Annotated in this window: 7 protein-coding genes and 1 pseudogene; 1 reads left to right on the top strand and 7 read right to left on the bottom strand. The window is 57.0% G+C overall.

Annotated elements, in window-relative coordinates; translation table 11 throughout:
• Window positions 1-71: 71 nt before the first annotated feature.
• From CVS29_RS17685 to CVS29_RS17665, 5 genes are all read right to left on the bottom strand, one after another.
• Window positions 72-662: a hypothetical protein gene (locus tag CVS29_RS17685; protein ID WP_146213119.1), complete on the bottom strand. Its 591-nt coding sequence runs from the start codon at window positions 660-662 to the stop codon at window positions 72-74.
• Window positions 663-926: 264 nt separating this feature from the next.
• On the bottom strand, window positions 927-1,727 hold the full coding sequence (locus tag CVS29_RS17680) for a DUF6602 domain-containing protein (protein WP_110107914.1): 801 nt from the start codon (window positions 1,725-1,727) through the stop codon (window positions 927-929).
• Window positions 1,717-2,181, bottom strand: a complete 465-nt coding sequence (locus CVS29_RS17675) for a Mov34/MPN/PAD-1 family protein (RefSeq protein ID WP_110107913.1) — start codon at window positions 2,179-2,181, stop codon at window positions 1,717-1,719. The genes CVS29_RS17680 and CVS29_RS17675 overlap by 11 nt, the downstream gene beginning before the upstream one ends.
• Window positions 2,178-3,470: a ThiF family adenylyltransferase gene (locus tag CVS29_RS17670; RefSeq protein WP_170121041.1), complete on the bottom strand. Its 1,293-nt coding sequence runs from the start codon at window positions 3,468-3,470 to the stop codon at window positions 2,178-2,180. Before CVS29_RS17670 ends, CVS29_RS17675 begins: the two co-directional genes overlap by 4 nt.
• A gap of 233 nt (window positions 3,471-3,703) precedes the next feature.
• Complete coding sequence (locus CVS29_RS17665; protein ID WP_110107911.1) at window positions 3,704-4,666, bottom strand: nucleotidyltransferase domain-containing protein; 963 nt, start codon at window positions 4,664-4,666, stop codon at window positions 3,704-3,706.
• 1,563 nt (window positions 4,667-6,229) lie between these two features.
• Between CVS29_RS17665 and CVS29_RS17655 the strand changes: the two genes are divergently transcribed.
• Complete coding sequence (locus CVS29_RS17655; protein WP_110107909.1) at window positions 6,230-8,014, top strand: serine/threonine-protein kinase; 1,785 nt, start codon at window positions 6,230-6,232, stop codon at window positions 8,012-8,014.
• Window positions 8,015-8,067: 53 nt separating this feature from the next.
• Here the strand turns inward: CVS29_RS17655 and CVS29_RS17650 are convergent.
• A protein-coding gene (locus CVS29_RS17650; RefSeq protein WP_110107908.1) for an IS3 family transposase occupies window positions 8,068-9,254 on the bottom strand; the annotation gives its coding sequence in 2 pieces (ribosomal slippage) (window positions 8,068-8,975 and window positions 8,975-9,254; 1,188 coding nt in all).
• A 68-nt stretch (window positions 9,255-9,322) separates the two neighbouring features.
• A pseudogene (locus tag CVS29_RS19335) lies at window positions 9,323-9,772 on the bottom strand (transposase); the annotation flags it as partial.
• Window positions 9,773-12,673 lie beyond the last annotated feature (2,901 nt).

The raw sequence follows: 12,673 nt of genomic DNA, 5'->3' as shown, positions 1-12,673 counted from the left end.
GACTCACGATTGAATGCGGAGTAGTCAAAACCACATTCGTTCCAGCTGTGCCATACCGCTTCGCGGGGACGCTAGGCTTGATCGTTAAAGTACTCAACGAGAGAGTACACCGTAGGCTCGGGCAGCAAACTTGCTTGCAGCGACGTAAGAGGCCAGACGATTACTTGTTTAGTTGCGCGACGGAGGTCCTTCGACACGTCGATGGTCTCTGGCCCGGTTTCGTCTTCGCAGATTTTAGGGAGGATTTTGGGGAAGTATCCTGCCCTCGACATTTCCTCGACGAGTTCGATGAAATCTTCAGCGAAGCTGTATCGGGTGTCTGGGCCGATGTCCGCTAGGTTGCTAGAGTGGCGTTCCGCATAATAAACAGGTGGTTTGTAGGGCTTAAGCCTTTTCTCATCGGAAAGGAGGGCCTGAAGCCACCCACGTGGGGTGTCGCTGCTTGCAGTAGGCATCGACGGCACTCCCCACACCGCGGCGTTGTTTAAGGCTTCAAACTTTGCCTCGAATACTTCAGCGATGCCATCATCCTCGAAGGCTTCCCGCAGAAGATGTCCAGTCCAAAGGCGCAGTTTATGCTCCGGAGCCGTCTGAAGAATCCGGTGCGCCTCCCAGACGAATAGGGCGCGGGGCCAAGACATGGCGTATACGGGCTCATTCATGGATACAGCCTAAGTCACAGCAAGCCCTAGCGAAATTTCCTTCTAGGGCTTTTCATCGGATGACTTACGCTTCGACCATTAGTTCGTTGAGGCAAGGGCAGATCGGGCCCTGCATATCCTTGGAGCACAGATGTTTTGGCACTGGAAGCCGGTTTGAATGCGGCCGTGAAGTTTCTGAGAGATATTGATTGAGCACTATTCCAACACTGATTTTCCCGGGCAAAAAGTTGCTCAAGGAGTGCCGCGACTATGGCACTGCAAAATCTAGAGGCGGTCTCCCGAGCCCGCCTCTGGGCTGGTCGGGGCCGTATCCGAGAAGGGCTCATCGCTAAGGTCAAGCGCGTTCATGTAGGCATCGATGTCTACGGCGGCAACGGTTCCTACCTTCTGTAGGCGGCTGAATAGTCTGACAAGAAAGAACATCAGTGTCATGTCTGGTTCGCTGTACTCCAGCTCATTCGTTAAATCCTGGTCTGTCCGGTTAAACGCAACTCCACGTAGGGCGCAACCGATATCAACCCGGCGGTCTCCGATTAGTCCTAGGATGGCGTTCACGGCAGCTCTACCCTCTAGATTGGCCCAGCCGCTCCGGGTGGTGAGGAGCCCGCCGAGGATTGGAATCGGCTGTTTAGGGGCGTATGTTCCTCCCGCATGTGGGATGTGAACCGTTGTGCGGTTCAGCTTGCGGACGCTAGCGATTTTGTTCCCGGCGTACTTCAGGAACTCCTTGTTGATCTCTTGTTTCACCTCGAACACTGCGTATACGGCTTCCGCCGGTACGAACATGTCCCCATTTGCTGTCTTTGCAAGTAGCGGAGTGTATTGAGCGTCATAGATGAGAAGATCGATCTGGTCGCTGATGCCTCCCTGCGCGTCCATGACCTGTCCCTTCGCAATCCCGTACCGGGCGGGGAGGAACTCTCGAAGGACCCTGGACCAGTTCGCCTCGGAGTCGTCACCAATCGTCGTCCCGTGTCCGGTTAGGTCTGGCACGATCTCCAACGCCGCGAGCAAGTGGTTCTGTTTGCTCAGGAATGCTGATCGCAGCCTGTTGTCATCCGTCATTGCCGGTTCCTTCCACGTGGACACGGAGTGTTTCCATGTTCCCTGCCGGGTCTAAATTGAGGGCGTGTCCGATCCAGCCTCGGGAACCCGTAGCCAATACTAGTAGCGCAATGTCGTGGCCTCCGACTTTGGCAAGCCGGCCAGAGGCATTGATATCAGTTGTGCTTGGGCCGATCGGCAATGGATGGGTATGCCACTCTCCGAGGTAGCCAACGAGACCGGTACTGTCGGCGCGGATGCTGGAATCGAGAATGCGTTCTGCAAGAGCAGCATCTCGTTGGTATCGGATTCGAGTAGCGCGCGGGTCAGGCACCACTCGTGCTTCAACGACGTGTGGCCCGAGTTCGGTGAAGTAACCGAGCAGCAAGCCGCCAATTTCCCGAGGGAGCGCCCGCGTGGCTGCGTCTCGGAGCGTGCGCCATACGGCGGCCGTGAGAGTGAGTGTCCTGGTCATGGGGAAACGGGGAACAGCTCACGTGACTCGCCCGCCGGGGGTACTGCCTCACCCGCAAGCATTCTGATCGCGAAGCGGGCACCCATCGCTGCGGTTTCTATTACTGCCGTTGGTGGCGTAGGACTAACAGGGTCGCCGCAGCCCGCTTCCCACTCGGTAGCCGCGAAGGGTTGAACAATACTCTCTGGGATAGGATCGGCATCATCCATTGGTGGACAGATATCCACACGACCTGCTTGGCCATGTCCGACCACTGCGACGTGTAGAAAAGAGCGGCCGGTGACCTCTGCGGCAGCAAGCAAGAGTTGCCATGTGAGCCGATCTCCGGTGCAATCGACTACTAGATCTTGATCACGTAGTAGCTCAACAGCCTCGCTCAGGCCTTGGACTGACGAGGAGGTCTTGATTGGGTATTCCGGGGTCCGCTGGTTCGCCGTTTCTCTGACAGCACTTGTCTTGAAACTTCCAATGAATGCGGGAGATGCTGCATGGCGTGTGAGATTTCCAGGAAGAAGGGTGTCGTCGTCATGGACTGTGAGTTCTTTCAATCCGCTGCGATGGAGAAGGTCTGCCAGATAGGAGCCTATGCTCCCTGCGCCAATGACCGATACTTTTCGATCTGTGAGTGCTGCAGCGTGCCACCCAGCGCGTCTCTGCTGTGCATTTCGGCGCTCAGCCACGGGGAAGCACCTGCGGAGGATGCCGCTCTCTTTTCCGAACTCTAGCCAGAAGCCAATGAAGCCCGCTGATTCATCACGCGTGTATCGAGCCACAAACAGGACAGGCCGTCCCGCCTCCAGCAGCCCGGCGATCAGCGGCCCGTTCGCACCCGCTTCCTCCGCCAGCCGTTCAGTGAAGATGAAAGGCCTGGTAATTCTGCCGAGGTCAATGGCGATAGCGTTCACGTATTTGTTCAATCGGTGCTGTCCAATTGCCCGTGCTCCTTTTTTCTTCTTACTGCGTATGGGCGCAGGTATAGCAGGAGCAGGGAGGTGAGCCTTCACGACCGTCAGCAAACCGTTCTCGTCGGGTGGAGTGGCCCGAAACCAGCCTCCCTCAATCTCCTCCCATTTATCGATAACTAGAACGGGCGCAAATAGACGCTCGTCACGAAGCTCAATCCATAAGTTGTTGTACGCTTCCAAATCAAGCTGAGGCATATCATCGACCCAGCCATCTTCAGCGTGAGAAATCCACTCCTCGATTCGCGCAACGAGCCTGTCGCCATCGAGCCACGGCTGGCCTCCCAGCGAATGGGAGTTCCACAGACACAGAACGCCGTTCGGCATCTGGTGCCAATCGATTTGATTAGCTCTTTGCGGGAGTACGACACGGGGAGCCTCAAATGGAAAATTGGGTCCGAGAGAAATGATCGCAGGTTCGCGATCCCTATTACCAACTGTTCCAGTCCACTCCCAGGCGTCGGGTGAATCCCCGCACTGAACTGTTCGGAAATTGGCCCGGTTTAGCGCTTCGTCGAGGCGGCGAATTGCCGCTTCAATGTAGGCTTCCGTCGTAGGGTTCATCCGAATGTGGGTGACTCTCCGCTAGGCAGGCTTCGGTGCCCAGCTGACACGGCCACAGGAACTTCGAACACATCGTCGCCGTCACTGTTTTGGCCGAGCAGACGTTTGAAAGTCTGCGCGGCATCCTGATCGTTGGTGGACTTCAGGGCTACACGTGCATCGACCGCTGCCTGCTCCCATGCATCGGCGATAGCGTCCAGTTCCTGTTGAGTTGCCCTGACGTGTAAATCCTGGTCCGGGATTGCCGGGTTCATCAGCCGGGCGAAGTTGTCCGCATGGTCGCGCAGAATAGGTGCCATAGTCTCCAAAGCGACCGTGTAGTACTCCGCAGTAGAGCTTGGACACGCATCCGAGTCAGCGTTTGGGATGCCTTCGAACGCGTGGTAGGCAGCTACCTCCACGAAGAATCCACCCGGTTTCACATCGCCGCGCAGTGCCCGACGAGTCTGGCGCAGGAGCTTGACCACAGGCACATACTTCTTATTATGTGCCTGATTACGCGCGGTACTGAGTTCACTGAACCTCACGGGATGAGTTTTCTCCCACCCACCGTCGCGATCTGGAATCTCCCAATCGTCATCCGCGCACCGAGCTGGCACCACGTCCACATGCATATCGAAGTCAGGAAAATCCACCTTCACCGAGCGATCGTTCTTCGCAACGCGATCTCCATACTCAACCGCGAGCAGGCTGGCAAACTTATCCAGCAGATCCTGAGGGTCATGATCTGCTGGCAGGTTCGGTAACTCGCAGAACACGTCCACATCCTTGACCCGACGGATCGAAACCTCACGCCTGTACGAGCCAATGAGCACCGAATGGAGGCCCCACTCCATCAGGTCGGCATCGTCGTGGAGAACGTCGCGCACTTCGGCGTGAGCATCGGCAGCGTGGTCGGCGTCCTTCTCAGGCTCAATCTTCGAGAGCGCGTCTTGGAACTGCTTGGTAAGGATCGACATACCGTTTTTCCTTTCTACAGTGAAAACACGGACTAGCTCCGTTGACTCCATCATAGATTGCGCCTGTCAGGATTCTCCGTCTCGTCATGACCGTCACCAAGTTCGGCTGCCAAGCAGGTCGGGCTGACGCCTAAAGAACCCAGCGGACGCAGCTGTACAGGTCATCTGCGATGAAGACGCACTGAATGCGGAAGGGGTCCTTCAAAGAGGCCGCCGATGCCCGGACTAGGATCATTGCACACGCCAGAAGAAGAGCCGACACCTGAGGGAGGACAGTCAGCTCTCCAGGTGTCCCCCGGTGTGGACGGATCTGCGGCCGGTTCACCTGATGTTCTGGCGGTAAGTGGAGACTGGCACAAGGCTATGACTGAAGGACACCCCTGCGGGAGGATGCGGTCGCAACGATCAGATCGGTCGACATCAGCATAGCCTCGTCTGGCCGCTCAACGTGGGTCCCCATGTTCATCCCTAGCAACCTCCCTCTGGAATCAATTACCGGACCTCCTGAATCGCCAGGTTGCCCCTTCGGGTACATATGGCGAACAGGGCCTCGGCCGACGGTTTGCAGATGGTGGGTAGCGCTAAGGGCAGGGAAGTCGCCCCTTCGTCCAAGTTGTATGGCTGCCTCGCCTGTTTCGTGTGGCCCCAAGCTGGAGGGCAGTTCGAAACACTTGTAGGTTGAGGCGACAAGGCTGTCGGACTGAACAGGAATCAGGATCATGTCAACAACGAGCTCTGTCCGATCGGGCGCCAGCACGTATTTGAAGCTGGGGACCAGCTTGTTTCCATGCCCGAGTACGAAAAGTGGGTAGCTCTCGATTGGCTGGGGGGTGCCGGATCCCGTCCCTGTGTGACTGGTGCTTACCAAGGAGACGTGCTCTGGCCACAGGGACCAATCGGACCTTGGGGCTAAGACGAAATCACACAGGTGCGCAGCCGTGGTCAGGTAGATCTGCCCATCAATTCGGACAAGAAATCCGCTGCCGCTCTGCAGATCCACAGCCGTTTGTCCCGCGGCAATCAGTGGGGCCACCATCTTTTCAAAGTTCATGCCAAGACCGTATATTGCGCCGCCAATGGTGGCAAAGGCGAAAGGGACTAATTCGCCAGGGGCATGGCGAGGGAGGTGTTTTTCATTCCCAAGCTGCCGCCTCGGATCGGCCATAACAGGTCCGTTAGACTATTTTAACTCCCCGAATAAGTCGCCGACTTACGATTCCAGAGCGATGGGCCTGGCGAGGCTATCGAAGGATCCACCTGCATCCTGAGGCCGTGAGCGGTCCAATGCCGATTCCAGCCACCGGAGCCCGCACTTATTCGTAATCAAAAGCCTGTACTGATCGAAAATTCGACATGTCCATCTCACTGGAATCGAAGTCGGTTAAACCAGCTATGACGCACGTTTGGAGGTGCAGAGGTTTCGAGACACATCGAGTCGGGTTAGGGGACGGGTCCGGACGTCCGTAAGGGATCCCGGTTGCGGAAATAGCCGTCGACGGTCCTGTCTGCGAACGCCGTGCAGGAGAAGTTCGATCTACCCGCAAGTCCAATAGTGTAGTCATTATGAAAAAGGGGATGATTTTGGAGTTCGACGGTGAAACTTACATTGTCGTCGAGCCACAGCTCGGGCAGGGTGGGGCGGGGACGGTCTGTGCAGTGCGCTCCTCGGTAGATGACAGGGTCTACGCACTCAAGCAAATAAAGAAAGATTCTCGGCCAGAGCGCAACGGGAGGTTCCTCCAAGAAATCGCGTTCGGTCTGGACTCGAACAATGATCACGTGGTGAAAATCCACGCGCAGTTCGATGACGAGAAGTACTTCTACTACACCATGGACCTGTACCCGAAGAACTTGCGTGACATCATCGGGGAGGAATCCGACTACCGGGTGCTCCTGGATTACCTTTCCCAACTATGCGATGGTCTCGCCTATGTGCATGATCGAGGGGTGGTGCACCGGGACATCAAGCCCGAAAATATCCTCGTTGACAGTAAGAATCGACGGGTCGTCCTTGCAGATTTCGGCATCGCTCATTTCAAGGACTCGTCTCTGACTCAGCATAGTGATCTCCTGGCCAATCGCAACTACCAGGCGCCGGAGCAGATGGTAAAGAATAATGCCAAAAACGTTGGGAAGCCTGCGGATATTTTCGCACTCGGACTCATCTTCACGGAGGTATTTACCGAGCAGAACGCTCGCGGTGCCCGGCATCGGCGAGTGAGCGATGTCTACCCGTTCCTCTCCAATCTCGATCGACTTGTCGAGAGCATGATGCTTCAGGACGAGACGCAACGCATCACAATTCAAGCCGCGCGGGACTCCCTCAACCTGATTCGCAAACAGATAGGCGCACGCATCGAGGAGATCGTGGAAGAACTACGTCCGATTGAAGAGCCGATCAGCGGAGACATCCCCAAAACCGATCTGCTCCTTGAGCAGGCTGGCACAGATGTCCTGTCTGCCAAGTACATTTTCGAGCGAACCACCGACGAGGCACTCTCGCGTTACAACCCGAATTTTCACTGTCAGATCAGCTACCGCGTGAGTGATGAGCTGTATAACGGATGCGTGCAATCTGTCCTGTACTCAATGTGCAAAGCGAAGTTCGAGTATGAAGCTAACGGCGCTTGGAGTGAGTCAGACCTAGATTTGGTGGTCTCCCCACTCAAGGCTCGGCTTCTGAATGAATTTGAATCAATCCAGAGTCAGTACCCACTTACGCGGAGCTCCATTTGGGCTGAGTTGCCGCGTATGGCCGCTCACTATTTTCGCTTCTGTAAGGATTACCACTGCAAAGAGATCATAGAGCGAGCGCATCGAGAGCTCACGGTCTCAATGGGACCTGATGCCGGATCCCTTCATAGCAATCTTATGAATGCCCCCATCCTCTGGATCGCTCAGAACGTCAGGAGGTATCTCAAGACCGACGTCTTCGAGAAGTCGTCGCAGAACCTTCACGAGATTGAGTTTGAACGCCAGGTGAGTGTCGACTGGGAGGGAACAAGCCTGGATGATTCCGAGCGACTGGCCGTCGGCCTCGAGCTCTTCAACCCGTCTGACGAAGCAGAAATTCTGGCCAGCCTTGAGAAATTCAGGGACAAATGGAGTGCCTCATTCGCGAAACAGAACGACGGAAGGTACTCAATTCACTTCAAGTCCTCTGCCGACTATGAGCAGTTCAGCAAGGAGGCACTCGCCATTGCAGTTCAGGACTACATCTTCGAGGGCGACGTGATCGATCTGCTCCGAACCGATGACGAATACGACGATCTTGTCGCACTTACTTGGGGGTCGACCTTCGACATCCCCAACACATTGGCCAAAGTCCTAGGCCTCCGCGACATATAGGAGGATCCAGAGCTATACCTCATAATCTCCGTAGTCGAGGGTCTGCCCGAGATTTAGTTGACAGTTTGGGCTGATATTTCGGTGACCGATTGGGTGGTCTTGTTTATTGTCTCAAACTCTATTGGCGTTAGCTTGCCGAGTCGTCGTTGACGGCGTCGGCGGTGGTAGGTTTTCTCGATCCAGACCACAATGGCCAGGCGTAGTTCTTCCCGGGTTTCCCACCGTTTTTGGTTCAGTACATTCTTTTGAAGCAGTGAGAAGAAGCTTTCCATCGCTGCATTATCTGCACATGCCCCGACCCGTCCCATGGAGCCTTGCAGGCCGGCTGAGCTGATGAGGCGCACGTACTTCTTGGATCGGAATTGAGAGCCCCTGTCGCTGTGTATCAGTGTTCCTTGCGGGGCGCGTTGAGTGATCGCGGCCTGCAAGGCGTTAACGGCCAGGGAGGCTTTCATTCGGGAATCGATGGAGTACCCCACAATCCTGTTGGAGTAGACATCCTTGACCGCGCAGAGGTAGAGCTTGCCCTCAGAAGTGTGGTGCTCGGTGATATCCGTTAGCCACAATTTATTGGCAGCGGTGGCCGTGAAGTCCCGCTGGACGTGATCATCATGAACGGCAGGGCCGGCCTTCTTCCCAGTCCCGCGCCGGCGGTGGATGACCGAAAGGATCCGGTTTTCGCTGCACAACCTGCCCACCCGGGTCTCGGAAGCCACGAGTCCTTGTTCGTGGACGAGCTCGTCGTGGATCAGCCGGTACCCGAACGTCGGTTCCTCGGCATGGATATCCAAGGCGGCGTTGACTAGGTGTGCTTCTTCCCAGTCCCTGTCACTGAGCGGGTTTGCGCACCATTGGTAGAAGGCTTGGCGGGAGAATCCAAGTACCCGGCAGGTCACCGCGACAGGAACCCGTACAGGGGCCTGGGGAGCGGCTAGTTCAAGGACCAGCGGGTACATCATTTTGGGTTGACGTCTCGGAAAAGATAAGCCACCGCCCGGCGCATCACCTCCGCTTCCTGTTCAAGGAGACGTATGCGTTTCTTCGCTTCTCGAAGCTCGGTGGATTCTTCCTTCGTGACCCCGGGGACAACCCCGTCTTGGACATCGGCGATCTTCAACCACCTGTGTAAGGCGGCTGGGGAAATACCGAAGTCCTTCGCGATCTGGACAATCGTGGATTCGCCCTTACGGGCCACCGCGACCACATCACGGCGGAACTCTTCAGGAAAAGCTTTAGGCATGTCAAACATCCTTTCACTCGCAAGCCAAAACTCACAAGTCAGATGTCAACTAAACTTTGATCAGACCCCTTGGACTGCAGCAGGATCCCGGACTTGGCCAGCTCGCCCTTGGGCAGGGCGTAGATCCACCGGTAGATCGCTTCGTGGGAGACAGTGCGGCCTTCGGCGTCAGGTAATTTCGTCATGGTCTCAACGCTGGCGTCTGTGGCTTCCAAACGCAAACGGCCGGCGATCTGCCGCGGCGTCCTAGACCTGGCCAGATCCGCCCTCACCCGCGATGCAAGGACCACATCTGAATCGATCTTCCGTGCCTGTGGACGTCTGCGTTTCCGCTCAGCGGCACGGTCGGCACTCACGGGACGATACCCGCGGGTCTTCGTCGAATTTCTGTGGCGTTCGCGCCAAATGATCGTGTGGTCACGGCCAAGTTCAGCGCCGATCTGACGATCAGATTTGCCAGCCAGGATACCTACGGCGATGTCCGTCCGATCCGAAAACGATAATTGCCTGCGCCCCACCAGCAACTCCTCTATTCAACCAACTTGTTGCTTCGAGGGTATGACACCGCCATGGCATGGCTGAATATTGTAACTGTGGCTCGCTGTACCTTGGCCTCAAATGCAATAAATCGTGGAAATGGAAATATTGTCGTCGGTTGGGTACCACGAGGCTCCTCGAAACCAGAGAGTGTCATTCCTGCTTCGATAAGTTCAGTGAAAGAGGTAGCCATTGGTAGATGGATGTGGGTGGTCGTGATCGCATGGCTTTACAAAGTTGTCCTGAAGGCGCCTCAGTTCTGTGTTCCTTGGGCGCGAATTGCGAACATGCGTCAAAACCTCGTAATGAATCATGTGTTCTCCGACGCAGGTCTATCTGCCAGGTCACTTGTAGATAGACTCTGTTTTATTTATCTGCGGTGATCGGATAGGTTCACGCTTAACTTGGGGGAAAATTGAATCGGAATAAGTTCGTGGCTCGTGCCTTGGCGATTATGCTCGCCTTCTCACTAGCGTCGGCTATTTGCCCTTCAGTTCAGGCGGCGGGCCCTGCCCAAGATTTGGAGCCGCCGTTTTTGGTCTCAACGACTGTCACCCCTTCGGCTGCGGATATCACCAATGGCCCGGTGGACATTGAGTTCCGTGCCCGTATCACTGATGCAACCGGTGCCAAGGCGCCTTTGTTCAATCTGGCCCACCCAAGCGGCCAGCAATTGGGTGTGGCTTACTTGCAACTCGAATCGGGCACCCCCACCGACGGCATCTGGCTGACGAAGGTCACCATCCCCGAGGGTGCTGCCCCTGGAACGTGGACGATTAGGCTCGGATCTCTGGAAGACACGCTGTCTAATAGCGCCAGGAACGGCTGGCTCTACCCCGCAACAATCACCGTGACAGATGGTAGTGGGGTGGTCGGCGGGGTTCCCACGATCACTGGGACCCCGGCCGTGGGGTCCCAGCTCATCGCTATACCCGGCATGTGGGAACCAACCGACGTGGAATTGTCCTACCAGTGGTCCGCCGACGGGGAAGAGCTCACAGACGCCACTGACGCCACCCTAGTTCTGGGCCCGGAAATGGCTGGCAAGGCCATCCTTGTGACTGTGACAGGCACCAAGGCTGGCTACACGACCGCCGCCAAGTCCAGTACTGCTACTAGTCCTATAGTTGCGCCGGTTATTGATACGTCGGCGCCCAGTTTGGGGGAATACTCGGTGACCCCGACCAAGCACAACCTCGCCAACGGGCCCGCCGAGATCACCATCCGCACACATATCACCGACGTCACCGGCGCCAAGGCGCCCACGGTGAATATCTCCCACGCCTCGGGGCAAAGCCACGGGTTCGGGTCCATGACCCTGGCCGAGGGAACGGCCCAGGACGGAACTTGGGAACGCAAGGTCACCATCCCCGTGGGCTCGGCCCCTGGGGCTTGGGAAGTTTCGCTCTATCCGCTTTCCGATACCCGAGGAAACAGCGGAAGCGGCTTCAAAACCCTCAACACCATCACCATTGAAGCGCCGGTTGTTGATACGTCGGCGCCCAGTTTGGGGGAATACTCGGTGACCCCGACCAAGCACAACCTCGCCAACGGGCCCGCCGAGATCACCATCCGGACACATATCACCGACGTCACCGGCGCCAAGGCGCCCACGGTGAATATCTCCCACGCCTCGGGGCAAAGCCACGGGTTCGGGTCCATGACCCTGGTCGAGGGAACGGCCCAGGACGGAACTTGGGAACGCAAGGTCACCATCCCCGTGGGCTCGGCCCCTGGGGCTTGGGAAGTTTCGCTCTATCCGCTTTCCGATACCCGAGGAAACAGAGGAAGCGGCTTCAAAACCCTCAACACCATCACTTTGACCCACGAAGTGCCACTTGACGATTTGGGAACCGCCATCCCCGAGATCACCGGCACCCCGATAGTGGGCAACACGCTCACCGCAGTCCCCGGAGCCTGGGGACCGGCCGGCGTGGAACTGTCCTACCAGTGGTCCGCCGACGGCACCAAGATCGACGGCGCCACGAAAGCCACCCTGGTATTGGGCCCCAACTTGGCGGGCAGCGCCATCACCGTCACCGTGACCGGTTCGAAGATCGGCTACACCACCAGTTCGAAGGCCAGCACCCAGACCGCGAAGGTCGCGGTCGCGAACGTTTCGGTGGTTCCGGGGGGCCCGACCTCGGTCGCCGCGACCGGTCACTACACCGTACCGTCCACTGTCGGCGTCACGTATCGGGTCAACGGAACCATTAAGACAGCCGGCAGCTACGCGTCCGGCTACACCAAGGTGGGGATCACTGCCGAAGTGAAGCCGGGCTACATGCTGTCGGGGACCACGTCCTGGACGCTGGATTTGTCCAAGAAGTCCGCGACGGCGACCGCACCAGCAGTCAACTACACGACCAAGACCATCACCATCCCGCACATCACCGGGGTTGCCTACTCCATTGACGGCGCCGTGAAGGCGGCCGGGACGCACAGGGTCACAACCCACGCGACTGTCACCGCCACAGCGGCCGCCGCGAACTATGTGGTCGCGGCGAAGACGTGGAAGTACGACCTGCGCACGACTGTCGTACCTGTCAAGCCTGTTTTTAACGCCTCGGCCAACACGGTCAAGATCCCCGCGAACATTGGAGTGATCTACTACGTCAACAACGTGGTCAAGAAGGCCGGAACCCACACATTTACGGGTACCGGAACCGTTACGGCCAGGGCAGCGAGTGGCTCGTACAAGCTGGCCGGAGCGACCTCGTGGAATTTCGATAACCGCAATGCCGTCGTACCTGTCAAGCCTGTTTTTAACGCCTCGGCCAACACGGTCAAGATCCCCGCTAACACTGGAGTGATCTACTACGTCAACAACGTGGTCAAGAAGGCCGGAACCCACACATTTACGGGTACCGGAACCGTTACGG

Source organism: Arthrobacter psychrochitiniphilus, from assembly GCF_003185915.1.
Taxonomy (GTDB): Bacteria; Actinomycetota; Actinomycetes; order Actinomycetales; family Micrococcaceae; genus Specibacter; species Specibacter psychrochitiniphilus.
This window is presented reverse-complemented; position numbering and strand designations above follow the sequence as displayed.

Bases quoted from the DNA above. Each gene is read 5' to 3' on its own strand.
- CVS29_RS17655 (WP_110107909.1), top strand. From the start codon at position 6,230: ATGAAAAAGGGGATGATTTTGGAGTTCGACGGTGAAACTTACATTGTC.
- CVS29_RS17680 (WP_110107914.1), bottom strand. From the start codon at position 1,727: ATGACGGATGACAACAGGCTGCGATCAGCATTCCTGAGCAAACAGAAC.
- CVS29_RS17665 (WP_110107911.1), bottom strand. From the start codon at position 4,666: ATGTCGATCCTTACCAAGCAGTTCCAAGACGCGCTCTCGAAGATTGAG.
- CVS29_RS17670 (WP_170121041.1), bottom strand. From the start codon at position 3,470: ATGCCGAACGGCGTTCTGTGTCTGTGGAACTCCCATTCGCTGGGAGGC.
- CVS29_RS17675 (WP_110107913.1), bottom strand. From the start codon at position 2,181: ATGACCAGGACACTCACTCTCACGGCCGCCGTATGGCGCACGCTCCGA.
- CVS29_RS17685 (WP_146213119.1), bottom strand. From the start codon at position 662: ATGAATGAGCCCGTATACGCCATGTCTTGGCCCCGCGCCCTATTCGTC.